This is a genomic window from Streptomyces sp. LZ34, from assembly GCF_053890475.1.
Genome location: NZ_CM132680.1, coordinates 4,131,170 through 4,157,358, shown reverse-complemented (window position 1 = coordinate 4,157,358; position 26,189 = coordinate 4,131,170). Strand labels below are relative to the sequence as shown.

The following is a 26,189-nucleotide window of genomic DNA, read 5'->3' as shown; positions in this document are numbered from 1 at the left end:
GGTGGGTGGCTCATCCACACATTTGCGCACCCGCCCTCCTCGGGGCGCATCAGCGCTGAACTGACTGGTACGTGCAAATTATTTGTGATGCCCCGGAATCGGAACACCGGGCGCTCCCCGCTCGTTATTACGACGTGAGCACGACACCACCTGTACTCGCCGCAGAGCTGGCGCAGGCGTGGGCCGACATTCAACGGCACCACCCCGAGCTGCCGGATCTCGCCGCGCCCGAATCGCTAATCGGAGAGTCGTCGTCCGCATGTGGCGCCGAGCTCTCCTTCGAACGGCTGCTGCACGAGGCAGTCCATGGCATCGCCGCGGCGCGAGGTGTCCGTGACACCTCGCGCGCCGGCCGCTACCACAACCGCCGCTTCCTGGCCATCGCCGAGGAGCTGGGCCTGGACCACTCCGATGAGCCGCACCCGAGCAGCGGCTTCTCGCTGGTCACGCTCAGCCCCGAGGCGAGAAGGCGCTATCGGACCACCATCGACCGGCTCCAGCGCGCCCTCAAGGCGCACACCGTCGCGACCGCCGCCGACACCGCCCGCACCTTCCGCGGGCCGGCCGCCCGGCACGGTTCGTCGGGCGGTGGGGTCCGGGTGAAGGCGGTGTGCGACTGCGGGCGCAATGTTCGCGTCGTCCCGTCGGTGCTGGCGCAGGCGCCGATCATGTGCGGGGGGTGCGGGAAGCCGTTCCGCATCCCGGAGGCGGTGGCCGCGGTCGGCTGACCTGTCACGGTGTGGCAGAATGGTCAGCTGTACTCGACAGCCGACCAGGACCCCTCTCTCCTCCGGCTGACGCGTCCATCGGGCACTCGGGTACCGCAACCCCACGCGGCACTTCGCGCTGCTCAACCACGTCAAGACCAGGAGACACCACTCCCGTGGCAGTCAAGATCAAGCTGAAGCGTCTGGGCAAGATCCGTGCGCCTCACTACCGCATCGTCGTCGCCGACTCCCGCACCCGCCGTGACGGCCGGGCCATCGAGGAGATCGGTCTGTACCACCCGGTGCAGAACCCCTCGCGCATCGAGGTCGACTCGGAGCGTGCGCAGTACTGGCTGAGCGTCGGCGCGCAGCCGACCGAGCCGGTTCTCGCCATCCTCAAGGTCACCGGCGACTGGCAGAAGTTCAAGGGCCTGCCCGCCCCGGCCCCGATGCTCGTCGCCGAGCCGAAGGCCGACAAGCGCGCCCTGTTCGAGGCGGCCGCCAAGGACACCGGTGGCGAGCCGAAGGGTGAGGCCATCACCCCGAAGGCGAAGAAGTCCGAGAAGAAGTCGGACGAGGCGGCCGCTGACGCGGCGGCCGAGTCGACCGAGGCCTGAGGATGCTCGAGGAGGCCCTCGAGCACCTGGTGAAGGGCATCGTCGACAACCCCGACGACGTGCAGGTCGCCTCGCGCAACCTGCGGCGCGGGCGCGTGCTCGAGGTGCGGGTGCACCCCGACGACCTCGGCAAGGTGATCGGTCGTAACGGCCGCACCGCCCGCGCCCTGCGCACCGTCGTGGGCGCCATCGGCGGCCGTGGCATCCGCGTCGACCTCGTCGACGTGGACCAGGTTCACTGAGCAGCGTCAAGAAGAGCACCGGCACGGGCCGGGGAGGGCTTTGGGCCGTCCCCGGCCCGTCTGTGTGAAGGGAACAGGGAACAGTGCAGTTGGTTGTGGCGCGGATCGGCCGCGCCCACGGCATCAAGGGCGAGGTCACCGTCGAGGTGCGCACCGACGAGCCGGAGCTGCGGCTCGCCCCGGGTGCCGTCCTGGACACCGAGCCCGCCTCGGCCGGGCCGCTGACCATCGAGACCGGCCGGGTGCACAGCGGCCGGCTGCTGCTGCGCTTCGCGGGGTTCGCGGACCGTACGGCCGCCGAGACGCTGCGCGGCACCCTGCTCATCGCGGAGGTCGACCCCGAGGAGACCCCCGAGGACCCCGATGAGTACTACGACCATCAGCTGATCGACCTGGACGTGGTCACGGTCGACGGCACGGAGATCGGCCGGATCGCGGAGATCTCCCATTTGCCGTACCAGGACCTGCTGATCGTCCGGCGGCCCGATGGCAGCGAGGCGATGGTCCCCTTCGTCTCCGAGGTGGTGCCGGAGATCGACCTCGAGGCGCAGCGCGCCGTCATCGACCCGCCGCCCGGCCTGCTCGACGAGACCGAGGCAGAGGTCGCCCGCGGCGAGGGCGGCGCGGAGCACGGGGGCGCGTGATGCGGCTCGACGTCGTCACGATCTTCCCGGAGTATCTGGAGCCGCTCAACGTCTCGCTGGTCGGCAAGGCGCGCGCCCGCGGACAGCTGGACGTACGCGTCCACGATCTGCGGACCTGGACGCACGACCGGCACAACACCGTCGACGACACCCCGTACGGCGGCGGTCCCGGCATGGTCATGAAGCCCGACCCGTGGGGCGAGGCGCTGGACGAGATCATCGAGTCGGGGGCCGGGAGTACGGGGACGATCGGCCAGCCGGGGACCGACGAGCCGGGGACCGACGAGCCGGTGGACGGCGTGTCGGTGGACGGCGGGGACGGGGCGGCGAAGCTACCCGCGCTGGTCGTGCCGACCCCGAGCGGCCGCCCGTTCACCCAGGCCCTCGCCGTCGAGCTCGCCGAGCGCCCCTGGCTGGTCTTCACCCCCGCACGTTACGAGGGCATCGACCGCCGGGTGATCGACGAGTACGCCGAGCGCCTGGATGTGTACGAGATCTCCATCGGCGACTATGTGCTGGCCGGCGGGGAGGCCGCGGTCCTGGTGATCACGGAGGCCGTGGCCCGGCTGCTGCCCGGCGTGCTGGGGAACGCCGAGTCGCACCGCGACGACTCCTTCGCCCCCGGCACGATGGCCGATCTGCTGGAGGGGCCCGTCTACACCAAGCCGCCGCAGTGGCGCGGCCGTGGCATCCCGGAAGTGCTGCTCAGCGGCCACCACGGCAAGATCGCGCGCTGGCGCAGGGACGAGGCGTTCCGCCGTACCAGCAGCAATCGGCCGGATCTCGTAGAGCGCTGTGATCCGGCGGCGCTGGACAAGTACGACCGGAAGCTCCTGGCGGAACTGGGCTGGGAAGAGCTTCCGGGGGGCCGATTTGGGCGGCCGGGTCCGGCCGTGGAAGAATAGGTCGCTGCTGTACGTCCGGCGTGCGCCCCTGCCACAGGGGGATCGACGCCCGCCCGACCAGACAGCACTCCCAATCATCACCGATATGCCGCTGATGACCTGTGGCATCAGCGAGGAAAGCAGACGATCATGTCTCACCTGCTCGACACTGTCGACGCCGCGTCGCTGCGCAGCGACATCCCGACCTTCCGCCCCGGCGACACGGTCAACGTCCACGTCCGCGTCATCGAGGGCAACCGCTCTCGTGTCCAGCAGTTCAAGGGCGTCGTCATCCGCCGCCAGGGCTCTGGCGTGCGCGAGAGCTTCACCGTCCGCAAGGTGAGCTTCAGCGTCGGCGTCGAGCGCACCTTCCCGGTGCACACCCCGATCGTCGAGAAGATCGAGGTTGTCACCCGCGGTGACGTCCGCCGCGCCAAGCTGTACTACCTGCGTGAGCTCCGCGGCAAGGCCGCGAAGATCAAGGAAAAGCGCGACAACTGAGTTTTGCGCGACAACTGAGCTACTGCCGGACGGCACAGGCGGGCCGGATAGGCTCTGGCCCGATGGAGACCGACGCACAGCTCTCGGAGCGCGATCGCTCCTCCCGCTCCCTCGAGGGACCGGAGGAGCGGTCGCGCTCTTCGCGTAGGCGGCGGGGGCTCGGTTGGCTGACCGGGGGCGGGCCCTGGCGGCGGGCCGGCGTCCTCGCGGCGGCCTGCGTCGTCTTCGTCCTCCTGCTGAGCGCCTTCGTCGTGCAGCCTTTCCTGATCCCCAGCGGATCTATGGAGAACACGTTTCGGCCCGGAGACCGGGTCCTGGTGAACAAGCTGGCGTACCGTTTCGGTGATACGCCGCGCCGCGGTGACGTCATCGTGTTCGACGGGACCGGGTCCTTCGTCCAGAAGGAGCCGTCCCAGAATCCGGTGGCGGCGCTGCTGCGGGGCGCGGCCGCGGCGGTCGGGCTGGCCGAACCGGCCGAGACCGACTACATCAAGCGTGTCGTGGGTGTGGGTGGTGACCGGGTCAGGTGCTGCGACAAGCGGGGGAGGATCGAGGTGAACGGGAGGCCGGTGGACGAGGACTACCTGTTTCCGGGGGATGCCCCGTCACAGGTCCCGTTCGACATCGTGGTGCCGGAGGGAAAGCTGTGGGTCATGGGAGACCACCGCGGTGATTCCAGGGATTCACGGGACCACCTCGGCGAACCGGGCGGAGGTACGGTCCCGGTCGACAAGGTGATCGGGCGCGCCGACTGGATCGGCTGGCCGGTCGGCCGCTGGAGCGGAGTGCACCGCCCGGCGGCCTTCGGGCGCGTACCGGACCCGGTCCCGGGCGGCGCACATGGGTAACCGCGGACGGTCCCGGCACGGGACCCGCCCCGGCTCCAGCCGCCTGGGCTCCGGCCGCCCCGGCTCCGGCCCCGGCCGTCCTGGCTACATCCCCGGCTCGGGCCCCGTGCACAGCGAGGACGCGCCGCGTACGGGGCCGCGTCTGGGCGGGCGCGCGGAGCGGCGCAAGGTCCAGCGCCGTATCAAGCGCAGACGGCGCCGTTCGGCCATGAAGGAGATCCCGATCCTGATCGGCGTGGCGCTGGTGATCGCCCTGGTGCTCAAGACCTTTCTGGTCCAGGCGTTTGTGATCCCATCGGGCTCGATGGAGCAGACGATCAGGATCGGCGACCGGGTTCTGGTGGACAAACTCACACCGTGGTTCGGCTCGAAGCCGTCGCGCGGCGATGTGGTGGTGTTCAAGGACCCCGGAGGCTGGCTCGAGGACGAGCGGAAGCCTCCGAAGGCGGACCCGGTCGTCATCAAGCAGGCCAAGCAGTTCCTGACCTGGATCGGACTGCTGCCGTCCTCGAACGAACAGGATCTGATCAAGCGGGTGGTCGGGGTCGGCGGCGACACGGTGGCCTGCTGTGACCAGAACGGCCGGGTGACGGTCAACGGCACGCCGCTGGACGAGCCGTATCTGCACCCGGGTAATGTGCCCTCGGAGCGCCGGTTCAAGGTGACGGTCCCTCAGGGGCGGCTCTTTGTGATGGGTGACCACCGGGCCAATTCGGCGGACTCCCGGGTCCATCTGGACGAGCCCGATCAGGGAACCGTCTCGGCCGACCTGGTCGTCGGCCGGGCCGTGGTGATCGCGTGGCCCTTCGGCCACTGGCGGGGCCTGGAAGAACCTGAGACATATGCCTCAGTGAAGGACGCGCCGGGCGGGGCGACGCAGGCGCGCGGCTCGCCGCATAGGCTGTCCTCGGATCAGCAAGGGTTGGTCCAGCTCCCGACCCCTGCGGAACTCCCGCTCGTTATGGGAGTGGTGGGCCTGCGCCGTTCGTGGCGTGGGCGGCAGCGCGGCGTGAGGAGTGAATGTGGGGGATTTGGCGGTCGGCGCTCGATCCGGTCACGAAGAGCCCGAAAGGCAGCCGGGGGGGAGCGAAGAGCCACCCGTGGACGGGGCGCGCGCGGCCGGTGCGCCTACGGGCGGGGCCCCCGAGACGTCCGAGGCGCCGGGGGGCTCCGGTGCCACGGACGCTCCCGGCTCCCCTGGCTCTCCCGTCTCCCTCGGAAAGCCGGGCTCCTCGGGGTCCCCGGATTCCTCGGACCCCCCTGGCGCCGAGGACTCCTCCGGCACCGAAGACCCCTCGGGCGCAGAGGGCCGGGCGGGTGACAAACCCGGCGAGGACAAGGGCAGCGAGGACGGCAAGGACGGCAAGGACAGGGACAGCGCCAAGAAGCCGCGTTCGTTCTGGAGAGAGCTGCCGATCCTCGTCGGCATCGCGCTGCTGCTCGCCCTGCTGATCAAGACCTTCCTGGTCCAGGCGTTCTCCATCCCCTCCGATTCGATGCAGAACACGCTGCAGCGTGGCGACCGGGTGCTGGTGGACAAGCTGACCCCGTGGTTCGGCGCCGAGCCGGAGCGCGGTGAGGTCGTCGTCTTCCACGACCCGGGCGGCTGGCTCGGCGGCGAGACCCAGCAGTCCGACTCGGGTCCGCTCGCCAAGGGCGTCCAGCGGGTGCTCAGCTTTATCGGTCTGATGCCGTCCGCGGAGGAGAAGGACCTGATCAAGCGGGTCATCGCGGTGGGCGGGGACACGGTCGAGTGCCAGAAGGGCGGGCCGGTCAAGGTCAACGGCAAGGCGCTGGACGAGAAGAAGTACATCTTCCCCGGGAACACGCCCTGCGACGACAAGCCGTTCGGCCCGATCAAGGTGCCCAAGGGCCGGATCTGGGTGATGGGCGACCACCGTCAGGACTCACTGGACTCCCGCTTCCACCAGAATCTGGACAACGGCACGGTCTCGGTGGACAAGGTCGTCGGGCGGGCCATCGTGGTCGCCTGGCCGATCGACCGCTGGTCGACCCTCTCCGTCCCCGGCACCTTCGATCAGTCGGGGCTGAGCGCGGCGGCCTCGATGGCCCCCTCGGCGCTCGGGTTCGCGGGCGCGGTACCGATCGTGCTGTGGCGCCGCCGGCGGCTCGTCCGCAAGGCGCGCGGGACCTGATCTATGTCTGCTACGTGAGGCAGGAGCACTGGAATGAGCGGAGCCCGGCAGGTCGGAGGGGGCGGCAGGGGGCTTGGGAGCGTCCTGTCCGGGGTGGCGGTCGCCGTCGGCTGTGTGCTGTTCCTGGGGTCGTTCGTCTGGGCGGCGCTCCTCTACAAGCCGTATACGGTCCCGACCGACTCGATGGCGCCGACCATCGGCCGGGGTGACCGCGTGCTGGCGCAGCGAATAGACGGCGACGAGGTGCGCCGTGGCGACGTGGTCGTCTTCAAGGACTCGGTCTGGGGCGATCTGCCGATGGTGAAGCGGGTCGTCGGGGTCGGCGGCGACACGGTCGCGTGCTGCGACAAGCAGGGCAAACTGACGCTGAACGGCAAGCCCCTCGACGAACCGTATCTGCACACCAAGGGACCGGCCTCGCCCACCGTGTTCTCGGCGACGGTCCCCAAGGGGAAGCTGTTCCTGTTGGGCGACCACCGCAGCGACTCCCTGGACTCCCGTGTGCATCTGTCCGACGGCGCGGACGGGGCCGTCCGGCGCGGCGCGGTGAGCGGCCGGGTGGACGCCACGGCCTGGCCGCCGGACCTGGCGATGCTGGGGCGGCCGGAAGCCTTCAAGGCGCTGCCGGGCGGCGTCTCGCAGCCGGGGCCGCTGCGGCTCATCCTGATCTCCGCCGTGGTCGGCGCGGTGCTCATCCTGGGCGGTGCGGCGTACGGGCCGCTGGCGCGCCGGATGGGGCGCGGCGGCAAGCGGGGCGAGGAGCGGCGCGGGAAGAAAGCGGAGGTGGCGACCGGTGTCTGAGCGGACCGGCGCGGAGGGCCGGGGCGAGGGCCTGCGGAAGGTCGCGCGGGTGGTCCTGCTCGACCCGCAGGACCGGATTCTGTTGTTGCACGGCTTCGAGCCCGAGAGTCCGTCGACGGCCTGGTGGTTCACCCCCGGCGGCGGGCTGGAGGACGGCGAGAGCCGGGAGCAGGCGGCGCGCCGGGAGCTGGCGGAGGAGACGGGGATCACGGAGGTGGAGCTGGGGCCCGTGCTGTGGCGGCGGGTGTGCTCCTTCCCGTTCGACGGGCGGCGCTGGGACCAGGACGAGTGGTACTACCTGGGGCGTACGCGGCGGACCGCGACGTGGACCGGCGGCCAGACGGAGCTGGAGCGGCGCAGCGTCACGGGGTTGCGGTGGTGGACGGTCGAGGAGCTGGCGGAGGTGCGGGAGCCGGTGTACCCGTCACGGCTCGTGGAGCTGTTGCGTAGGCTGCTCGACGAGGGACCCCCGACTGAGCCGGTGATCCTGGAGACTGAACGCGTCTGACGCACAATGGGGGGACGCACGGCTGAAGGGGAACATGCCATGAGCGCCGAGGACCTCGAGAAGTACGAGACCGAGATGGAGCTGAAGCTCTACCGGGAGTACCGCGATGTCGTCGGTCTGTTCAAATACGTGATCGAGACTGAGCGGCGTTTCTATCTCACCAATGACTACGAGATGCAGGTCCACTCGGTGCAGGGTGAGGTGTTCTTCGAGGTCTCCATGGCCGACGCCTGGGTCTGGGACATGTATCGACCGGCCCGCTTCGTGAAGCAGGTGCGCGTTCTGACGTTCAAGGACGTGAACATCGAGGAGCTGAACAAGAGCGACCTCGACCTCCCGAGTGGCTGAGTTGTCCACAACCGGCCGGTTGTCCACAAAGATCCAATAGTCCGGCGCCGAGACGTCACAGTCGGTGCCGGAGGTGGTGCCGAATGAACGCCCGAGGAGCGCTCGGACGCTACGGCGAGGATCTGGCGGTGCGCCGGCTGTCGGAGGCCGGGATGACCGTCCTGGAGCGGAACTGGCGGTGCCGGGACGGAGAGATCGACATTGTCGCCCTGGACGCCGGGGCGCTGGTGGTGTGCGAGGTCAAGACGCGCCGCGTCGGCGGTTACGAACACCCGATGGCGGCCGTCACCCCCGGAAAGGCCGACCGGCTGCGGCGGCTGGCCGAGCGCTGGCTGGAGCGGCATGGCGGCCCGCCGCCCGGCGGGGTGCGGATCGACCTGGTCGGCGTGGTGCTGCCCGAGCGCGGCGCGCCGGTGGTCGAGCATGTGCGGGGGGTGGCCTGATGGGGTTCGCCCGCACCTGCTCGGTCGCGCTGGTCGGAGTCGAGGGCGTGGTGGTGGAGGTCCAGGCCGACCTGGAGCCGGGCGTCGCCACCTTCACACTGGTCGGGCTGCCCGACAAGAGCCTGGTGGAGAGCCGGGACCGGGTCCGCGCGGCCGTCGTGAACTCCGGCGCCGACTGGCCGCAGAAAAAACTCACGGTGGGGCTCAGCCCGGCGTCCGTCCCCAAGGGCGGCAGCGGCTTTGACCTGGCCGTGGCCTGCGCGGTGCTCGGAGCCGCCGAGCGCGTCGACCCGCGGGCCATCGCCGACCTGATGATGATCGGCGAGCTCGGACTGGACGGGCGGGTCCGCCCGGTGCGCGGGGTGCTGCCCGCGGTCCTCGCGGCCGCCGAGGCCGGATACCGGCAGGTGGTCGTCCCGGAGCAGACGGCGGCCGAGGCGTCCCTGGTGCCGGATGTCTCGGTGCTCGGCGTGCGGACCCTGCGCCAGCTGATCGCCGTGTTGACGGACGCACCGGTGCCCGAAGAGGAGGAGCTGCCCGAGGAGGGCCGCCCCGACCCGATGCTCGCCGGGCTGAGCCTGGCGGGCACGGGCATGGGCGTCGGCGTGGCGGCCGGTGCGGGGGCGGCCGCCGACCGCCGCCCCGACCTGGCCGAGGTCGCCGGGCAGCGGGCCGCCCGCAAGGCCCTGGAGGTCGCCGCGGCCGGGAGCCACCATCTCTTCCTGGCCGGCCCGCCAGGCGCGGGCAAGACCATGCTCGCCGAGCGGCTCCCCGGCCTGCTGCCCCCGCTCACCCGGCGGGAGTCCCTGGAGGTGACCGCCGTCCACTCGGTGGCCGGGATTCTCCCGCCCGGCCAGCCACTGGTGGCCGCGCCGCCGTATTGCGCACCGCACCACTCGGCCACCATGGCCGCCCTGGTCGGTGGGGGAAACGGGCTGCCGAGGCCGGGCGCCGTCTCGCTCGCGCACCGGGGCGTGCTCTTTTTGGACGAGGCGCCCGAATTCAGCGCCCAGGTGCTCGACGCGCTGCGGCAGCCCCTGGAGTCCGGCCATGTGGTGGTGGCCCGCTCGGCCGGCATGGTGCGCATGCCCGCGCGCTTTCTGCTCCTGCTGGCCGCCAACCCGTGCCCCTGCGGGCGCCACTCGTACATCGGGGACGGCTGCGACTGCTCTCCCGCGATGGTCCGCCGCTACCAGGCGCGGCTCTCCGGGCCGCTGCTGGACCGGGTGGACCTGCGGGTCCGGGTCGAGGCGGTCAGCCGGGCCGAGCTGACCGGCGCGCCGGGCGCCGGGGAGAGCACCGCGGCCGTCGCGGCCCGGGTGTGCGAGGCGCGGGAGCGCGCCGCCGCGCGTTACGCCGACACGCCCTGGCGCACCAACAGTGAGGTGCCGGGCCATGAGCTGCGCACCCGCTGGTACGCGCGCCCCGGGGCGCTGCGCGAGGCCGAGCGCGACATGGAGCGCGGGCTGCTCACCGCCCGTGGCCTCGACCGCGTGCTACGGGTCGCCTGGACGCTGGCGGATCTGGCGGGCCACGACCGGCCGGAGGCCGAGGACGTGGCGCAGGCGCTGCAGTTGCGCACCGGCGTCAGCCGTGGCGTCCCGGCCGGGGCGGTGGGGTTCTGATGGCCGGTGCGTCGGAGGGCGGCGGGCCCATGTCGGGCCCCGGCCGCGGTGAGGCCGGGACCGGGGGTGTGGCGGAGGAGGAGCGCATGGCGCGGGCCGCGCTCACCCGGCTGGTGGAGCCCGGGGACGAGACGGTGGGGCGCTGGCTGCGCGAGCTGGGCCCGGTGGCGCTGCGGCGGGCGCTGTGCGGGGCCGGAAAGCCGCCGCCCGGGGCGAGCGAGGAGCGCATCGCGGGGTGCCGGCTGCGGGCCGAGCGGCTGGACCCCGCCGGGGACCTGGCCGTCGCCGCCGCCCGCGGCGGACGGTTCGTGTGCCCCGGTGACCTGGAGTGGCCCGGTCAGCTCGACGACCTGGGCGACTCCCGCCCGCTCGGGCTGTGGGTGCGCGGCCGGCCCTCGCTGCGGATGTGGGCGCTGCGCTCCGTCGCCGTCGTGGGCGCCCGGGCCTGCAGTGACTACGGCGCGCATGTCGCGGCGACCCTGGGTGCCGGGCTCGCCGAGCGGGGCTGGGTGGTGGTCTCCGGTGCGGCCCACGGCGTGGACGGCGCCGCGCACCGCGGGGCTCTGGCGGCTGCCGGGGCGACCGTCGCCGTGCTCGCCTCCGGCGTGGACATCCCCTATCCCCGGGGCCACGCCGAGTTGATCGAGCGCATCGCGGAACAGGGCCTGGTGCTCGGGGAGTTGCCGCCCGGCGCGCATCCGACCCGCAGCCGCTTTGTGCTGCGCAACCGGGTCATCGCCGCGCTCACCCGTGGCACGGTCGTCGTCGAGGCCCAGTACCGCAGCGGGTCCCTGGTCACCGCGCGCCGGGCGCTGAAGCTCGGCCGGTACACCATGGGAGTGCCGGGCCCGGTCACCAGCGGGCTCTCCGCGGGGGTCCATGAACTGCTGCGCGGGGAGGCGGTTCTGGTCACCGACGCCGATGAAGTGGCCGAGTTGGTCGGCGGCATCGGGGAGCTCGCGCCCGCCCGGCAGGGGCCGCTGGTGGAGCGGGACCTGCTCGATCCCGTGACGGCACGCGTTCTGGAAGCGTTGTCGGCACAGGGCGGCAGCGATGGACGCGAGGTCGCCCGGGACTCCGGGACGAGCTGCGAGGAAGCGTTGAGCCGGCTGTATGAGCTGCTCGCCCTGGGTTTTGTCGAACGTCGTGGCGACCGTTGGGAGTTGGCTCCCACGGCCCGGCGGAACGACGTCACACGGCGAGGCGATCCCCAGATTTGGGGCAATCGGGTGAAAGGGTTGAGGCGATGACCGTATCCGCACACCGCCGAGCCGACCCTCTTCGCATACCGCGACGGCTCAGTCACGCTACGCTCACTAGGTTTCCGGCGGAAGCGCACGTCCTCACCCACGTCATGGCAGAACGGCACAAGGCGACGAATGCCCCAGCACATCTCCGGGTCTGACCGCGCGGCGCCGACCCCTGCCCGCGGCGCGGTGCGTCCCGCCGCCCCGTCATCGCTCGACGAGCTGTGGCGGTCCTACAAGTCCACGGGCGACGGTCGGCTCCGGGAGCAGCTGATCCTCCACTACTCGCCGCTGGTGAAGTATGTGGCGGGTCGGGTCAGCGTCGGGCTGCCGCCCAATGTCGAGCAGGCCGACTTCGTCTCCTCGGGCGTCTTCGGACTCATCGACGCCATCGAGAAGTTCGACCCCGAGCGGGCCATCAAGTTCGAGACCTACGCGATCACCCGGATCCGTGGCGCGATGATCGACGAGCTGCGGGCGCTGGACTGGATCCCGCGCTCGGTCCGCCAGAAGGCCAGGGCGGTCGAGCGGGCGTACGCCACGCTGGAGGCGGCCCTGCGCCGTACCCCCTCGGAGGCCGAGGTGGCCGCCGAGATGAACATCGGCCTCGATGAACTGCACGGGGTTTTCAGCCAGTTGTCGCTGGCCAATGTGGTTGCCCTCGAAGACCTGCTGCACGTCGGTGGGGAGGGCGGCGAGCGGCTCAGTCTCATGGACACCCTGGAGGACACCGCCGCCGACAACCCCGTGGAGGTGGCCGAGGACCGCGAGCTGCGCAGGCTGCTCGCCCGCGCCATCAACACGCTCCCCGAGCGGGAGAAGACCGTGGTCACCCTCTATTACTACGAGGGACTCACGCTGGCCGAGATCGGCCAGGTCCTCGGGGTCACCGAGAGCCGGGTCAGCCAGATCCACACCAAATCCGTGCTCCAGCTGCGGGCCAAGCTCGCCGATGTCGGACGCTGAATCGTCCCGCCGGTATCGCTCCCACCACGGGGCCTTTCGTAAAGTGGTGGCGTGCCCAGGATTCGAGCGGCCTCAGTGGCCGAGCACCGGACGATGCAGCGCGGCGCCCTGCTGGACGCCGCCCGCTCCCTGCTGTCCGAGGGTGGTACGGAGGCCTTGACCTTCCCCGCCCTCGCCGAGCGCACGGGCCTCGCGCGGTCCTCCGTCTATGAGTACTTCCGCTCTCGCGCGGCCGTGGTCGAGGAGCTGTGCGCGGTGGACTTCCCGGTCTGGGCCGCCGAGGTCGAGGCGGCCATGGAGCGGGCCGACTCGCCGAGACGAAGATCGAGGCCTATGTGCGGCAGCAGCTGACGCTGGTCGGCGACCGCCGCCACCGGGCGGTCGTGGCGATCTCGGCCGGGGAGCTGGACGCGGGCGCCCGCGAGAAGATCCGCGCCGCGCACGGTGGGCTGATCGCCATGGTCGTTCAGGCCCTCGGCGAGCTCGGCCATGAGCAGCCGCGGCTGACCGCGGTGCTGTTGCAGGGCGTCGTGGACGCCGCGGTCCGCCGGATCGAGCTCGGCGCCGAGGACCCCGGGGGCGTCACGGAAGCGGCCGTCGTCATGGCCCTGCACGGGGTACGCCTCTGACGGCCACCCGGCCGGCGCCCATCGCCCGCGAGCGCCGCAGGCGCACACCGGCCCAGGCCGCCGCGACGGTCAGCACGGCGGGCGGGGCCAGGCCCGCCGGACCGGAGGGGTCCGCGGTGCGCGACGCCAGGGCGTAAGGCGCACGGCCGTCGGCCGTATACGGCGCGGCCGGGACGCCCGCGGCCGCCGCGACGCCCGCTCGCTTCGGGGCGCCTGCACTCTCCGGGGCGCCTTCTCGCTTCGGGGCGCCCGCTTCCTCCGGGATGTCTACTCCCGCCAGGGCGCCCGCTTCCGGGAAGCCCGCCCCTTCGGGGACACCTGCTCGCTCCTGGGTGCCCGGCCCCTCCGGGACGCCGAAGACCGGCAGCAGTCGGGAAGGGCCGCGGCCCAGCATCGACGGGGCGAGCAGCGACAGCGGGTCCAGATAGCGGGCCCCGCGGCGCAGCCCCCAGTGCAGACAGCCGGACGGGCAGTGGAAGGGGCCCGTGCCCAGGACGCCCAGCACCTGTCCGGCCCGCACCCGCTCGCCCTTGGCCACCACGGCCCGCACCGGCTCGTATGTCGTGCGCAGCGGCGGGCGGCCGGTGCCCGGGAGCTCGATGGTGAGCACCCCGCGGCCCGCGACCGGGCCCGCGAAAGACACCCGGCCCGCGGCCGCCGCCCGCACCGGCCGGCCGGTGCGGGCCGCCAGATCCACGCCGCGGTGGCCCGCCGCCCAAGGGGTGGGTGGAGGCTCAAAGCCCCGCAGCACCGTCGGTCTGCCCGCACCCGCCTCGGACCCCACCGGCCAGGCCCGCCCGTCACGGGCCGAGGCCCCCGGGGCCGGGCTCGACACCCCGGCCGGGCTCGACACCCCGGCCGACGCCGTGGCCGGCCAGGCTGACAGCAGCGGGATCAGGCCGAGTAAGACCACGAACGGCAAGGTCAGCGAGGTCAGTAACGTCGGAAAGGTCAGCGGAGGCGGGCCGGGGGCCGTCGGGCCAGGGGTCGGGGCGGTGGTGTGCGGTCGCATGGGAACACGGTGACGCGACTCGCCCGATTCGCGTGGATCATGGCCACGATCTGGGGACTACTCACGGGTTGTGGATATCGCCGTCACCCGGCACCGCACGGGTCCCGTACACTTCTTGTGGCGATCCGGGTCACCGGATCGACTTCGCACGCCCCGCCGCCGGAACCCCGATCGGCATCGATTCGCCCATCGATCCACTCGGACAGTACGGCGGCCGCGTCCCTCGGTCCTCGGACGAGCCCTCCGCAAGGGCTCCGCCCGTGGCAGACGCGCCGGGGCGTCAGGCGCGGCGGCCGCCCGGCCGCCGTGGAACCGAGCACTTCAAGGAGTACGGCCATGGCCGTCGTCACGATTCGGGAGCTGCTGGAGAGCGGTGTCCACTTCGGGCACCAGACCCGCCGCTGGAACCCGAAGATGAAGCGTTTCATCTTCACCGAGCGCAACGGCATCTACATCATCGACCTGCTCCAGTCGCTGTCGTACATCGACCGCGCCTACGAGTTCGTCAAGGAGACCGTCGCCCACGGCGGTTCCATCATGTTCGTCGGCACGAAGAAGCAGGCGCAGGAGGCGATCGCCGAGCAGGCGACCCGCGTCGGCATGCCGTATGTCAACCAGCGCTGGCTGGGCGGCATGCTCACCAACTTCTCGACCGTGTACAAGCGCCTCCAGCGCCTCAAGGAGCTCGAGCAGATCGACTTCGAGGACGTGGCCGCCTCCGGCCTCACCAAGAAGGAGCTGCTGGTCCTCTCGCGCGAGAAGGCCAAGCTGGAGAAGACCCTCGGCGGTATCCGCGAGATGCAGAAGGTGCCGAGCGCCGTCTGGATCGTCGACACCAAGAAGGAGCACATCGCCGTCGGTGAGGCGCGCAAGCTCCGCATCCCGGTCGTCGCGATCCTCGACACCAACTGCGACCCGGACGAGGTCGACTACAAGATCCCGGGCAACGACGACGCGATCCGCTCGGTCACCCTGCTCACCCGCGTGATCGCCGACGCGGTCGCCGAGGGCCTCATCGCCCGCTCCGGTGTCGCCACCGGTGACGAGAAGGCCGACAAGGCCGCCGGTGAGCCGCTCGCCGAGTGGGAGCGCGACCTGCTGGAGGGTGAGAAGAAGGCCGACGAGCCCGAGGCGGCCAAGCCGGCCGAGGTCGAGCAGCCCGCCGAGGTCGAGCAGCCGGCCGAGGTTGAGCAGCCGGCTGAGGCCGAGCAGTCGGCCGAGGTCGAGCAGTCGGCCGAGGCCCCGGCCGCGGACGCCGAGCAGGCCTGACCGCTCGGACCACGCGTGACGGCGGGGGATGGTGCCTGGGGCGCCACCCCCGCCGTTCCCCCGTAGAGCTTTCGACTTTCGAGAAGAGATTCACAGATCATGGCGAACTTCACCGCCGCTGACGTCAAGAAGCTCCGTGAGCTCACCGGCGCCGGCATGATGGACTGCAAGAAGGCGCTGGACGAGGCCGAGGGCCAGGTCGACAAGGCCGTCGAGGTCCTGCGCGTCAAGGGCCAGAAGGGTGTGGCCAAGCGCGAGGGCCGCAGCGCCGAGAACGGCGCCGTCGTCTCCATCATCTCGGACGACAAGTCCTCCGGCGTGCTGGTCGAGCTGAAGTGCGAGACCGACTTCGTCGCCAAGGGCGACAAGTTCGTGGCCGTCGCCGAGGCCATCGCCGCCCACGTCGCCAAGACCTCCCCGGCCGACCTGGAGGCCCTGCTCGCCTCTGAGATCGAGGCCGGCAAGACCGTCCAGGCGTATGTCGACGAGGCCAACGCGACCCTCGGCGAGAAGATCGTCCTGGACCGCTTCGCGCAGTTCTCCGGCGGCTACGTCGCCGCGTACATGCACCGCACCAGCCCGGACCTGCCGCCGCAGGTCGGTGTGCTGGTCGAGCTGGACAAGGAAGACGCCACGGTCGCCAAGGACGTCGCGCAGCACATCGCCGCGTTCGCGCCGAAGTTCCTGACCCGTGACGAGATCTCGGCCGAGACGGTCGAGAACGAGCGCCGCGTGGCCGAGGCCACCGCTCGCGAGGAGGGCAAGCCCGAGGGCGCCCTGCCGAAGATCGTCGAGGGTCGCGTCACCGGCTTCTTCAAGGAGAATGTCCTGGTGGACCAGCCGTTCGCCAAGGACAACAAGAAGTCCGTCCAGAAGATCCTGGACGAGGCCGGTGTCACGCTCAAGCGCTTCGCGCGCTTCCGCGTCGGCGTCTGAGCGTCGGCATCCGAGCCGAGCAGCGAATGACCGGCGACCCCGATAGGGTCGTAAGCAGCCAACCGTCAACCGGTCGGCCGCAGATGTGACGAGGAGGCCATTGCCGCAGAGGTCGATCAAGGACCCGTCCGGCAGTGGCCTTCTTCGTATGTGCACGAGGAGATCTCCAATGAATCAGGGCGCGGGCGCCGGACAGGCCGCCGACGAGAAGAACGCTCAGGGCAGGGTCAAACGCCGTCGGTTCCTGCTGAAGCTCTCCGGCGAGGCTTTCGCCGGAGGCGGCGGACTCGGGGTCGACCCCGACGTCGTGCACGCCATCGCCCGTGAGGTCGCCGCGGTCGTCCGGGACGGCGCCGAGATCGCCATCGTCATCGGTGGCGGCAACTTCTTCCGCGGCGCCGAACTGCAGCAGCGCGGCATGGACCGGGCCCGCTCGGACTACATGGGCATGCTCGGCACGGTCATGAACTGCCTCGCCCTCCAGGACTTCCTGGAGAAGGAGGGCATCGACTCCCGCGTCCAGACCGCCATCACCATGGGCCAGGTCGCGGAGCCCTACATTCCGCTGCGCGCGGTACGCCATCTGGAAAAGGGGCGCGTGGTCATCTTCGGCGCGGGCATGGGCATGCCGTACTTCTCCACCGACACCACCGCGGCCCAGCGCGCCCTGGAGATCCATGCCGAGGCCCTGCTCATGGGTAAGAACGGGGTGGACGGGGTGTACGACTCCGACCCCGCCCGGAACCCGGACGCGGTGAAGTTCGACGCCCTGGAGTACGGCGAGGTGATCACCCGCGACCTCAAGGTGGCCGACGCCACCGCCGTCACGCTGTGCCGGGACAACAAACTGCCGATCCTCGTGTTCGAGCTTCTCGCCGAAGGGAACATCGCGCGCGCGGTGAAGGGTGAGAAGATCGGCACGCTCGTGAGCGACCAGGGCTCCCGGGTCTGAGGGCTCATACGGGGGATGGACAACGGCCTGCCGGTCGGACACCGTGCAGGAGAAGACGCACGCAGGGGCGAGGCTCTGCTTACTGATAACACCAGGAGCAAGTGGTGATCGAAGAGATCCTCCTCGAGGCCGAGGAGAAGATGGAGAAGGCCGTTGTGGTCGCCAAGGAGGACTTCGCCGCGATCCGCACCGGGCGTGCGCACCCGGCGATGTTCAACAAGATCGTGGCGGACTACTACGGAGCGATGACGCCGATCAACCAGCTGGCGTCGTTCTCGGTGCCGGAACCGCGCATGGCCGTGGTGACCCCGTTCGACAAGACCGCGCTGCGCAACATCGAGCAGGCGATCCGCGACTCCGATCTGGGCGTCAACCCGAGCAATGACGGCAACATCATCCGAGTGGTGTTCCCCGAGCTCACCGAACAGCGCCGCAAGGAGTTCATCAAGGTCGCCAAGAGCAAGGGCGAGGACGCGAAGATCTCGATCCGCAGCGTCCGCCGCAAGGCCAAGGAGTCCATCGACAAGCTGATCAAGGACGGCGAGGTCGGGGAGGACGAGGGCCGCCGTGCCGAGAAGGAGCTCGACGACACCACCGCGAAGTATGTCGCGCAGGTGGATGAGCTGCTCAAGCACAAGGAAGCCGAGCTGCTCGAGGTCTGATGAACGACTCATCCTGGGGGGCTCCGCCGAGCGCCCGCCTCTGGGGACCGGCCCAGCAGGGGCCACCGGCCCAACAAGGGCCCTCTCCCTCGCTTCGCGGCAAGGTGCCCTCGCCCTCGGCGGGTCCCGCGCACGACGTGGGCGAGGCGGCGCAGACTCGGCCCATGCCCACCGTGCCCCACGCAGGCGGAGACCCTTGGGATGCCGCCGACCGTGATCGGGGGGCCGCTCGGCCGAGCGGTCCCCTGTTCCGCGACGACCGGGAGCCGGAGCGCGGGCCGCGGCAGCCCGCCGCGCACCCGCCGACGCCCCCGGACCACCCCGGCGCCACGCCCTCCGACAGCGCCGCTCAGCCCGGCGGGACGGACAGCGCCGACCAGAAGGAGAGGGCCGACGAGACGGGCGGCGCCAAGAAGAAGAGCGCGGGCCGTAATCTGCCCGCCGCGATAGGCGTGGGCGTCGGTCTCGGCGTGATCATCGTCGCCTCGCTGTTCATCTACAAGCCGGTGTTCATCGGCGTCATAGCGGTCGCGGTGGTCGTCGGCCTGTGGGAGCTGACCTCGCGGCTGGCCGAGCGCAAGGACATCCGCGTCCCGCTGGTGCCGCTCGCCGTGGGCGGCGTCGCCATGGTGGTCGCCGGTTACGTGCGCGGTGCGGAGGGCGCGTGGGTGGCGGTGTCGCTGACCGCCCTGGCGGTGCTCGTCTGGCGGATGACCGAGCCGCCCGAGGACTACCTCAGGGATGTCACGGCCGGCGTCTTCGCGGCCTTCTACGTGCCGTTCCTGGCCAGCTTCGTCGCGCTCATGCTCGCGGCCGACGACGGGCCGCGGCGGGTGCTCGTCTTTCTGCTGCTGACCGTGGTCAGCGACACCGGCGCGTACGCGGTCGGCTGGCGCTTCGGCCGCCACAGGCTCGCGCCGCGCATCAGCCCCGGCAAGACCAGGGAGGGGCTGCTGGGCGCGATTGTCTTCGCGATGGTCGCGGGCGCGCTGTGCATGCAGTATCTGATCAAGGGCGGCGCGTGGTGGCAGGGGCTGCTGCTCGGGCTCGCCGTCGCGGTCAGCGCGACCCTCGGTGACCTCGGCGAGTCCATGATCAAGCGCGACCTGGGCATCAAGGACATGGGCAAGCTGCTGCCCGGCCACGGCGGGATCATGGACCGGCTGGACTCCCTGCTGCCCACCGCGCCCGTGGTCTGGCTGCTGATGGTGATCTTCGTGGGCGGTGGCTGACCGGCCCCGTCGCCCCGGCCGTACGGCCTCGTGCCACGCGTGGCACGAGGCCGTACGCACGTCTGCGACACTGGTTGAACCATGCCCAAGCCCGGAGAACTCACATTCGTCGCGCCGCGCGGAGCCAAGAAGCCCCCGCGGCATCTCGCCGACCTCTCGCCCGCCGAGCGCCGCGAGGCCGTCGCCGCCCTCGGCGAGAAGCCCTTCCGCGCCGGCCAGGTATCGCGCCACTACTTCGCCCGCTACAGCCACGACCCGGCTCAGTGGACCGACATCCCGGCCGCCGCGCGCGAGAAGCTGGCGGCCGGGCTGCTGCCGGACCTGATGAGCGTGGTGCGCCACATCAGCTGTGACGACGACACCACCCGTAAGACCCTGTGGCGGCTCTTCGACGGCACGCTCGTGGAGTCCGTGCTGATGCGCTACCCGGACCGGGTCACCATGTGCATTAGCTCCCAGGCGGGCTGCGGCATGAACTGCCCGTTCTGCGCCACCGGCCAGGCGGGCCTGGACCGCAATCTGTCCACCGCCGAGATCGTGCACCAGATCGTCGACGGGATGCGGGCGCTGCGGGATGGAGAGATCCCGGGCGGTCCGGCGCGGCTGTCCAACATCGTCTTCATGGGCATGGGCGAGCCGCTCGCCAACTACAACCGGGTCGTCGGCGCCATCCGCAGGCTGACGGACCCGGAGCCGGACGGCCTCGGCCTGTCCCAGCGCGGCATCACCGTCTCGACCGTCGGGCTGGTCCCGGCGATGCTGCGCTTCGCCGACGAGGGCTTCAAGTGCCGTCTCGCGGTGTCGCTGCACGCGCCCGACGACGAGCTGCGCGACACGCTCGTCCCGGTCAACACCCGCTGGAAGGTCCGCGAGGTTCTGGACGCGGCGTGGGAGTACGCGGAGAAGTCGGGCCGTCGCGTCTCCATCGAGTACGCCCTGATCAGGGACATCAACGACCAGGCGTGGCGGGCCGACCTGCTGGGCCGGCTGCTGAAGGGCCGCCGGGTGCACGTCAACCTGATCCCGCTCAACCCGACGCCCGGCTCCAAGTGGACCGCGTCCAGGCCCGAGGACGAGAAGGCGTTCGTGGCCGCCCTGGAGGCACACGGCGTGCCCGTGACCGTCCGGGACACCCGGGGGCAGGAGATCGACGGGGCGTGCGGGCAGCTGGCGGCGGCCGAGCGCTGAGGGCCGGCTGATACGGTGCCCTGGCACCACCTCGTACACACATGAACATCTCGTACAAGTGAACATTCCGACAGGGGAGCGCGAACAGCGCTGAGAGTGCGGCCCGGCCGCAGACCCTCGGACCTGATCCGGGTCATACCGGCGTAGGGAGTCAGCCTCATATGAACAGCCGTCTTCGGCATGCCGTCGTCGCCGCCCTCTTCGGCTCGCTCGGCCTCACCACGCTCGTCGCCTGCGGCGAGGACTCCTCCGGCTCCTCCGGCGGCTCCGGCTCCAAGACCGTGAAGCTGGTCTCGCACGACTCGTTCGCCGCGTCGAAGGCCGTGCTGAACGAGTTCACCCGGCAGACCGGTTACAAGGTGCAGGTGGTGGCCGGCGGCGACGCCGGGGCGGCCGTCAACCAGGCGATACTCTCCAAGTCGCACCCCCAGGGCGACGTCTTCTTCGGCGTCGACAACACCCTGCTCTCCCGCGCGCTCGACAACGACCTGTTCACCCCCTACCGGGCCAAGGGCCTGGACAAGGTCCCGGCGGCCCTCCAGCTCGACGCGGCCGAGCACCGCGTGACCCCGGTCGACTTCGGCGACATCTGCGTCAACTACGACCGCGAGTACTTCGCCGACAAGAAGCTGGCCCCGCCGAAGACCTTCGACGACCTGACCAAGCCCGCCTACAAGAACCTTCTGGTCACCGAGAACGCGGCCACCTCCTCTCCCGGCCTGGCGTTCCTCCTGGGCACGGCCGCCCGGTACGGCGACGACGGCTGGCAGGGCTACTGGAAGAAGCTCAGGGCCAACGGCGTCGAGGTCGTCGACGGCTGGGAGCAGGCGTACTACGACCGCTTCTCCGGCTCGGCGGGCGGCGCCAAGGGCGACCGGCCGCTGGTCGTCTCGTACGCCTCCAGCCCGCCCGCCGAGGTCGTCGATGCCAAGCCGCGGCCCGCGCAGGCCCCTACAGGGGTCGCGACGGGAACCTGTTTCCGGCAGGTGGAATTCGCCGGACTCCTGAAGGGCGCGTCGAACACCAAGGGCGGCAAGGCGCTGCTGGACTTTCTGCTGACGAAGCGGTTCCAGGAGGACGTGCCGCTCAACATGTACGTCAACCCGGCCCGCGCGGATGCGAAGCTGCCCGAGCTGTTCACGAAGTACGGCGTGAAGGTCGCCGACTCGGCCACCCTGGACCCCCGGAAGATCGCCAAGAACCGTGACCAGTGGGTCAAGGCATGGTCCTCGCTCGTCCTGTAAAGCGCCGCGAGCCCTCCGCGAAGACGGCGGGCGGGCCGGCCGAGGAGCGCCCCGGGCGGCGGCGCGCGCATCCGCGTCGCGGGGCGGCGCTGCGGCTGGCCCTGATGGCCGTGCCCGCCGCCTTCTTCGCGCTGTTCTTCGTCTACCCGGTGGCCGCCATCGTCGCCCGCGGACTGCGCGACCGCGGCCAGTGGCGGCTGGGCCGCATCGGCGAGGTGCTCACCGACCCGGCGGTCCTGGACATCCTGTGGTTCACCGGCTGGCAGGCGGTCGCCTCCACCGCCCTGACCCTGGCGGTCGCGCTGCCCGGCGCGTATGTCTTCGCCCGCTTCGCCTTCCCCGGCAAGCGGCTGCTGCGCGCCGTGGTGACCGTCCCCTTCGTCCTGCCGACCGTCGTCGCGGGCTCGGCGTTCCTGGCCCTGCTCGGCCGCGGCGGGCTGCTGGACAGCCTGTGGGGGGTGCGGCTCGACACCACCGTCTGGGCGATCCTCCTCGCGCATGTCTTCTTCAACTACGCGGTGGTGGTACGGACCGTCGGCGGGCTGTGGGCCCAGCTCGACCCGCGGCAGGAGGAGGCCGCGCGAGTGCTCGGCGCGAGCCGCCTGGCCGCGTGGCGGCGGGTGACGCTGCCGGCGCTGGCGCCCGCCGTGGCCGCCGCCGCCCTGATGGTCTTCCTGTTCACCTTCACCTCCTTCGGCGTCGTCCAGATCCTCGGCGGCCCCCGGTACGCCACCCTGGAGGTCGCGATCTACCGGGAGACCGCCCAGCTCCTCGACCTGCCGACCGCCGCCGTGCTGACCCTGGTCCAGTTCGCGGCGGTGGCCGCGGTCCTGGCCCTGCACGCGTGGACCGTACGGCGCCGCGAGGGCGCCCTGAAGCTGGTCGCCCCCGAACAGACCGCGCGCCGCCCCCGGGGCGCGGCCCAGTGGGCGCTGCTGTGGGGCGTGCTCGCCGTGGTGGCGCTGCTGATCCTGCTGCCGCTCGGAGTCCTGGTCGAGCGGTCCCTGGACGCCCCCGGCGGCTACGGACTCGGCTACTACCGCGCCTTGCAGTCGGCGGCGGACAGCGGCGGCACGTTTTTCGTCGCCCCTATGGACGCCCTCTGGAACTCCCTGCGCTACGCCGCCGTGGCGACCGCCTTCGCGGTCGTCGTGGGCGGCCTGGCGGCCGCGGCGCTGACCAGAAAAGCGGGCAGACTGGTGCGGGGGTTCGACGCGCTGCTGATGCTGCCGCTGGGCACCTCCGCCGTCACCGTCGGCTTCGGTTTTCTCATCGCCCTGGACGAGCCGCCGCTGGACCTGCGCGCCTCATGGATCCTCGTACCGCTCGCGCAGGCCCTGGTGGGCGTGCCCTTCGTCGTACGGACCATGCTGCCCGTGCTGCGCGCGGTGGACCACCGGCTGCGGGAGGCGGCGGCCGTGCTCGGCGCGTCCCCGCTGCGGGCCTGGCGGGAGGTGGACCTGCCGCTGGTCGCACGGGCCCTCGGGGTCGCGGCGGGCTTCGCCTTCGCCGTCTCGCTCGGCGAGTTCGGGGCGACGGTCTTCATCGCCCGGCCCGATCACCCGACCCTCCCGGTGGCCGTCGCCCGCTTCCTCGGCCGGGCCGGGCAGCTCAACTACGGCCAGGCCATGGCCCTGAGCACGATTCTGATGCTGGTGTGCGCGGGCTCCCTGCTGGTACTGGAGCGCATCCGCACCGACCGTTCGGGGGAGTTCTGATGACGCTGCTGCGACTGGACGAGGTCACCGTCCGCTACGGCGAGCGCGCGGCCCTGGACACCGTGGACCTCGAGGTCGCCGAGCACGAGACGGTGTCGGTGCTGGGGCCGAGCGGCGGCGGCAAGTCGACGCTGCTGCGCGTGGTGGCGGGCCTGGAGCGGGCCCACACCGGCCGCGTGTGGCTGGCCGGGCGGGACCAGGCGGGGGTGCCCACCCACCGGCGCGGCGTGGGCCTGATGTTCCAGGACCACCAGCTCTTCCCGCAGCGGGACGTGGGCGGGAACGTCGCCTTCGGGCTGCGGATGCGCAAGGTGGCGCGCGCCGAGGCGGAGCGCCGGGTCGCCGAGCTGCTGGAGCTGGTCGGCCTGCCCGGCGCGCAGCGGCGCGCGGTCGCCTCGCTGTCCGGCGGCGAGCAGCAGCGGGTCGCGCTGGCCCGCGCCCTGGCCCCACGGCCCAAGCTGCTGATGCTGGACGAGCCGCTGGGCCAGCTCGACCGCGGGCTGCGGGAGCGGCTGGTGGTCGAACTGCGCCAGCTCTTCGGCGAGCTGGGCACCACGGTCCTCGCGGTCACCCACGACCAGGGGGAGGCCTTCGCGCTCGCGGACCGGGTGGTGGTGATGGACGGCGGGCGCATCGCACAGACCGGCACCCCGCTGGAGGTGTGGCAGCGGCCCGCCACCGAGTTCGTCGCGCGCTTCCTCGGCTTCGACAACGTGGTTGACGCCACCGTGCGCGGCGGGAGCGCCGACACCCGCTGGGGCGAGCTGCCCGTGCCCGACACCACCCCGCCGGGGCCGTGCCGGCTGCTGGTCCGCCCGGCCGGGGTGCGGCTCACCTCTCCCGAACAGGGCCTGCCCTGCACGGTGACGGCGCGCACCTTCCGCGGCGACCGCGTGGCCCTCGTCCTGCAGCCCCAGGGAGCGCCGCGCCTGGAGGCGGCGTGCGCGCTGCGGGACGCGCCGAAGGAGGGGGAGCGGGTCGGCGTCGCGTTCGACGCGGGCGACGTGGTGGTGCTGGGCGCGGGCTCGTAACCGCGCGGGGGGCGTCACCGCGCCGCACAGGGGTCGTGGCCATGGGGCTTGTCGCCATGGGGTTCGTCGGCGCCCCACCCACCGCCCGGTGCTGCTCGAGCAGTCCGTCGAGGTGGTCCAGGGTCGGCTGCGGGGACATGGGCGCCCACTCGCCGGGCGGCGCGCCGGAGTCGCCGGGAGGAGTCCGCAACACGCCCAGCGGCCGCCGCAGATCATCCACGAGTGCCGCGGGACAGGCATCGGCGCCGCGGCCGCACAGCCGGTCGGCACCGCTCCGGTGGCCCAGGGGTGGGCGGGGGAGTCGGCCCGGGCGCGCGGCCGCCGCCCGTGGAAGGTGCTCATGGCGCGATTCTTCGTACCGCGGTGGCGGGCCGCGTCAGCGTGTCAGGGACGCCGTGGTCTTCGCGCGCGGCCGCCCTACTTCGCGATGCCGTGCCGCACCCGTAAAGGCGGCCTGGAGGTCGAGGCCCTGAGCATCGTCTTCCTGGAGGCCGCCGCCGTACGCCGTCCGGGACGGCGCGACCGGACGTGTCGTCGACGGCCGTGCCACCCGCGCCATGGCCGCCGGCTGATCGCGCCGTGGGGCTGGGACGCCTCGTACCGGACGCCGGCCCGGCCGCTCAGCCTGCCGGGGGCCCCGCCCGGAACCCCGCCAGGGACATGAGCGCGCCCGGAGCCTCGTCCACCGAGTCCACGAGCGCGATACGGGCCTTCATGGGCCTGCCCTCGGCAAGCGCCTCCAGCAGCGGCCAGGTCGGCAGGCGGCGCGTCCAGTGGTCGCGGTCCACGAGCACCATCGGCGTCGGCTCGCCGCGCGACTCGTAGTAGTTCGGCGTCGCGTTGTCGAAGATCTCCTGCACGGTCCCGGCGGCGCCCGGCAGGAACACCACCCCCGCGTTCGACCGCGCCAGCAGGCCGTCCTCGCGCGTGGCGTTGGCGAAGTACTTCGCGATGTGCGAGGCGAACGCGCTGGGCGGTTCGTGCCCGTAGAACCAGGTGGGGATGCCGACCGACGCGCCGCCGTCCGGCCACCGCTCGCGCACCGCGAAGGCCGCCTCGGCCCACTCGCCGACGGACGGCCGGAAGGAGGGGGCCTTGGCGAGCAGTTCGAGGGACTCGTCGAGCATCTCGTCGGCGAACGGGGCCGCGTACGCGCCCAGGTTGGCCGCCTCCATCGCGCCCGGCCCGCCGCCCGTGGCCACCGTGAGCCCGGACCGCGCCAGCGCCCGCCCGAGCCGGGCCGCGCCCGCGTAGCCCTCGGAGCCGCGCTCCAGGGCGTGGCCGCCCATCACGCCCACCACCCGGGCCCCGGTGAGGAGTTCGTCGAGGGCGTCGGAGACGGCGTCGTCGTGGATGGAGCGCAGCATCGAGGAGAAGATGTCGCCGTCGGCCTTGGTGCGCTGGAACCAGGCATACGCCAGCGCGTCCGGCGTCCCCGCGTAGCCCCGCTCCGCCAGCCCCTCGAACAGTTCCTGCGGCGAGTAGAGGGTGCCGCGGTAAGGGTCGAACGGCAGACCCGGCACCGGTGGGAAGACCAGCGCGCCGCCGGCCCGCACCTTGGCGGCGGCGTCCGGCGCCATAGGGCAGCCGAGGAAGACCGCCTCGGCGGTGTCCGTGTCGAGCAGCGCCCGCGTACGGTCCGTCAGGTCGACGGACTGGACGCGGTAACCGGCCAGGGTGCCGCGCGCCACGACCTCGTCGAACTCCCGCAGGGACTCGATCTCCCGGTCGGGGCACGGGTCTTGGGCGGCGGTGGAAGCGTCGTCGGTCAGCACGGCG

The 26,189-nt window shown here is 71.8% G+C and carries 27 protein-coding genes, 2 pseudogenes and 1 riboswitch; of the genes and pseudogenes, 27 read left to right on the top strand and 2 right to left on the bottom strand.

Going from position 1 to position 26,189, the window contains the following annotated elements; all coding sequences use genetic code 11:
• The first annotated feature begins 134 nt into the window (after positions 1–134).
• The 17 genes and pseudogenes from ACWY4P_RS16120 (at position 135) to ACWY4P_RS16040 (ending at position 13,166) form a co-directional block, all read left to right on the top strand.
• Positions 135–728, top strand: a complete 594-nt coding sequence (locus ACWY4P_RS16120; RefSeq protein ID WP_456211245.1) for a hypothetical protein — start codon at positions 135–137, stop codon at positions 726–728.
• A gap of 155 nt (positions 729–883) precedes the next feature.
• Positions 884–1,324 (top strand): 30S ribosomal protein S16, encoded by a 441-nt coding sequence (gene rpsP, locus ACWY4P_RS16115; protein ID WP_456211244.1) that lies wholly within the window; start codon positions 884–886, stop codon positions 1,322–1,324.
• A 2-nt stretch (positions 1,325–1,326) separates the two neighbouring features.
• Positions 1,327–1,566 (top strand): RNA-binding protein, encoded by a 240-nt coding sequence (locus ACWY4P_RS16110; RefSeq protein WP_018850017.1) that lies wholly within the window; start codon positions 1,327–1,329, stop codon positions 1,564–1,566.
• A gap of 83 nt (positions 1,567–1,649) precedes the next feature.
• On the top strand, positions 1,650–2,210 hold the full coding sequence (gene rimM / locus ACWY4P_RS16105; protein WP_456211243.1) for a ribosome maturation factor RimM: 561 nt from the start codon (positions 1,650–1,652) through the stop codon (positions 2,208–2,210).
• Positions 2,210–3,115, top strand: a complete 906-nt coding sequence (gene trmD / locus ACWY4P_RS16100; protein ID WP_456211242.1) for a tRNA (guanosine(37)-N1)-methyltransferase TrmD — start codon at positions 2,210–2,212, stop codon at positions 3,113–3,115. Before rimM ends, trmD begins: the two co-directional genes overlap by 1 nt.
• A 129-nt stretch (positions 3,116–3,244) precedes the next feature.
• Positions 3,245–3,595 (top strand): 50S ribosomal protein L19, encoded by a 351-nt coding sequence (rplS, locus tag ACWY4P_RS16095; RefSeq protein WP_362200933.1) that lies wholly within the window; start codon positions 3,245–3,247, stop codon positions 3,593–3,595.
• A gap of 62 nt (positions 3,596–3,657) precedes the next feature.
• Entirely contained in the window at positions 3,658–4,443 is a 786-nt protein-coding gene (gene lepB, locus ACWY4P_RS16090) for a signal peptidase I (protein ID WP_456211241.1), read from the top strand.
• A pseudogene (lepB, locus tag ACWY4P_RS16085) lies at positions 4,436–5,545 on the top strand (signal peptidase I); the annotation flags it as partial. The gene lepB (ACWY4P_RS16090) and the pseudogene lepB (ACWY4P_RS16085), both read left to right, overlap by 8 nt.
• The gene (lepB, locus tag ACWY4P_RS16080; RefSeq protein ID WP_456211240.1) at positions 5,466–6,599 is read left to right on the top strand and encodes a signal peptidase I; all 1,134 of its coding nucleotides are present in this window, start codon (positions 5,466–5,468) and stop codon (positions 6,597–6,599) included. The pseudogene lepB (ACWY4P_RS16085) and the gene lepB (ACWY4P_RS16080), both read left to right, overlap by 80 nt.
• A gap of 33 nt (positions 6,600–6,632) precedes the next feature.
• Positions 6,633–7,400, top strand: coding sequence for a signal peptidase I (gene lepB, locus ACWY4P_RS16075; protein ID WP_456211239.1), 768 nt, complete (start codon positions 6,633–6,635; stop codon positions 7,398–7,400).
• Positions 7,393–7,908, top strand: coding sequence for an NUDIX hydrolase (locus ACWY4P_RS16070; protein ID WP_456211238.1), 516 nt, complete (start codon positions 7,393–7,395; stop codon positions 7,906–7,908). Before lepB (ACWY4P_RS16075) ends, ACWY4P_RS16070 begins: the two co-directional genes overlap by 8 nt.
• 39 nt (positions 7,909–7,947) lie before the next feature.
• Positions 7,948–8,256: a DUF2469 domain-containing protein gene (locus tag ACWY4P_RS16065; protein ID WP_004944840.1), complete on the top strand. Its 309-nt coding sequence runs from the start codon at positions 7,948–7,950 to the stop codon at positions 8,254–8,256.
• Between the two features lie 83 nt (positions 8,257–8,339).
• Complete coding sequence (locus ACWY4P_RS16060; RefSeq protein ID WP_456211237.1) at positions 8,340–8,699, top strand: YraN family protein; 360 nt, start codon at positions 8,340–8,342, stop codon at positions 8,697–8,699.
• The gene (locus tag ACWY4P_RS16055; protein ID WP_456211236.1) at positions 8,699–10,324 is read left to right on the top strand and encodes a YifB family Mg chelatase-like AAA ATPase; all 1,626 of its coding nucleotides are present in this window, start codon (positions 8,699–8,701) and stop codon (positions 10,322–10,324) included. The genes ACWY4P_RS16060 and ACWY4P_RS16055 overlap by 1 nt, the downstream gene beginning before the upstream one ends.
• Entirely contained in the window at positions 10,324–11,574 is a 1,251-nt protein-coding gene (dprA, locus tag ACWY4P_RS16050; RefSeq protein ID WP_456211235.1) for a DNA-processing protein DprA, read from the top strand. Before ACWY4P_RS16055 ends, dprA begins: the two co-directional genes overlap by 1 nt.
• Positions 11,575–11,703: 129 nt before the next feature.
• On the top strand, positions 11,704–12,537 hold the full coding sequence (gene whiG / locus ACWY4P_RS16045; RefSeq protein ID WP_319693640.1) for an RNA polymerase sigma factor WhiG: 834 nt from the start codon (positions 11,704–11,706) through the stop codon (positions 12,535–12,537).
• Positions 12,538–12,612: 75 nt separating this feature from the next.
• Positions 12,613–13,166: pseudogene (locus ACWY4P_RS16040) on the top strand (TetR/AcrR family transcriptional regulator).
• Here ACWY4P_RS16040 and ACWY4P_RS16035 read toward each other — a convergent pair.
• Positions 13,138–14,178 (bottom strand): murein hydrolase activator EnvC family protein, encoded by a 1,041-nt coding sequence (locus tag ACWY4P_RS16035; RefSeq protein ID WP_456211234.1) that lies wholly within the window; start codon positions 14,176–14,178, stop codon positions 13,138–13,140. The pseudogene ACWY4P_RS16040 and the gene ACWY4P_RS16035 sit on opposite strands and share 29 nt — an antisense overlap.
• A gap of 336 nt (positions 14,179–14,514) precedes the next feature.
• Here ACWY4P_RS16035 and rpsB point away from each other — a divergent pair, with 336 nt between their 5' ends.
• From rpsB to ACWY4P_RS15985, 10 genes are all read left to right on the top strand, one after another.
• Positions 14,515–15,447 (top strand): 30S ribosomal protein S2, encoded by a 933-nt coding sequence (gene rpsB / locus ACWY4P_RS16030; protein ID WP_456211233.1) that lies wholly within the window; start codon positions 14,515–14,517, stop codon positions 15,445–15,447.
• Between the two features lie 99 nt (positions 15,448–15,546).
• Complete coding sequence (tsf, locus tag ACWY4P_RS16025; protein WP_456211232.1) at positions 15,547–16,383, top strand: translation elongation factor Ts; 837 nt, start codon at positions 15,547–15,549, stop codon at positions 16,381–16,383.
• A gap of 169 nt (positions 16,384–16,552) precedes the next feature.
• Positions 16,553–17,335 carry a UMP kinase gene (pyrH, locus tag ACWY4P_RS16020; protein ID WP_456211231.1) on the top strand — a complete coding sequence of 261 codons (783 nt, stop codon included), beginning with the start codon at positions 16,553–16,555 and terminating at the stop codon, positions 17,333–17,335.
• A 104-nt stretch (positions 17,336–17,439) separates the two neighbouring features.
• Positions 17,440–17,997: a ribosome recycling factor gene (gene frr / locus ACWY4P_RS16015; RefSeq protein WP_456211230.1), complete on the top strand. Its 558-nt coding sequence runs from the start codon at positions 17,440–17,442 to the stop codon at positions 17,995–17,997.
• Complete coding sequence (locus ACWY4P_RS16010; protein ID WP_456211229.1) at positions 17,997–19,229, top strand: phosphatidate cytidylyltransferase; 1,233 nt, start codon at positions 17,997–17,999, stop codon at positions 19,227–19,229. The genes frr and ACWY4P_RS16010 overlap by 1 nt, the downstream gene beginning before the upstream one ends.
• Before the next feature lie 81 nt (positions 19,230–19,310).
• Entirely contained in the window at positions 19,311–20,417 is a 1,107-nt protein-coding gene (gene rlmN / locus ACWY4P_RS16005; protein WP_353595324.1) for a 23S rRNA (adenine(2503)-C(2))-methyltransferase RlmN, read from the top strand.
• 62 nt (positions 20,418–20,479) lie between these two features.
• A riboswitch (TPP riboswitch) is annotated at positions 20,480–20,584 on the top strand.
• On the top strand, positions 20,579–21,661 hold the full coding sequence (locus ACWY4P_RS16000; RefSeq protein ID WP_456211228.1) for a thiamine ABC transporter substrate-binding protein: 1,083 nt from the start codon (positions 20,579–20,581) through the stop codon (positions 21,659–21,661). (Overlaps the previous riboswitch by 6 nt.)
• 104 nt (positions 21,662–21,765) lie before the next feature.
• Positions 21,766–23,379 carry an ABC transporter permease gene (locus ACWY4P_RS15995; RefSeq protein ID WP_456212937.1) on the top strand — a complete coding sequence of 538 codons (1,614 nt, stop codon included), beginning with the start codon at positions 21,766–21,768 and terminating at the stop codon, positions 23,377–23,379.
• Positions 23,379–24,410, top strand: a complete 1,032-nt coding sequence (locus ACWY4P_RS15990; RefSeq protein ID WP_456211227.1) for an ABC transporter ATP-binding protein — start codon at positions 23,379–23,381, stop codon at positions 24,408–24,410. The genes ACWY4P_RS15995 and ACWY4P_RS15990 overlap by 1 nt, the downstream gene beginning before the upstream one ends.
• A gap of 88 nt (positions 24,411–24,498) precedes the next feature.
• Positions 24,499–25,074, top strand: coding sequence for a hypothetical protein (locus tag ACWY4P_RS15985; RefSeq protein WP_456211226.1), 576 nt, complete (start codon positions 24,499–24,501; stop codon positions 25,072–25,074).
• On the opposite strand, the gene ACWY4P_RS15980 is transcribed toward ACWY4P_RS15985, so the two are convergent.
• On the bottom strand, positions 25,031–26,185 hold the full coding sequence (locus ACWY4P_RS15980) for an LOG family protein (RefSeq protein ID WP_456211225.1): 1,155 nt from the start codon (positions 26,183–26,185) through the stop codon (positions 25,031–25,033). The genes ACWY4P_RS15985 and ACWY4P_RS15980 overlap by 44 nt on opposite strands.
• Positions 26,186–26,189 lie beyond the last annotated feature (4 nt).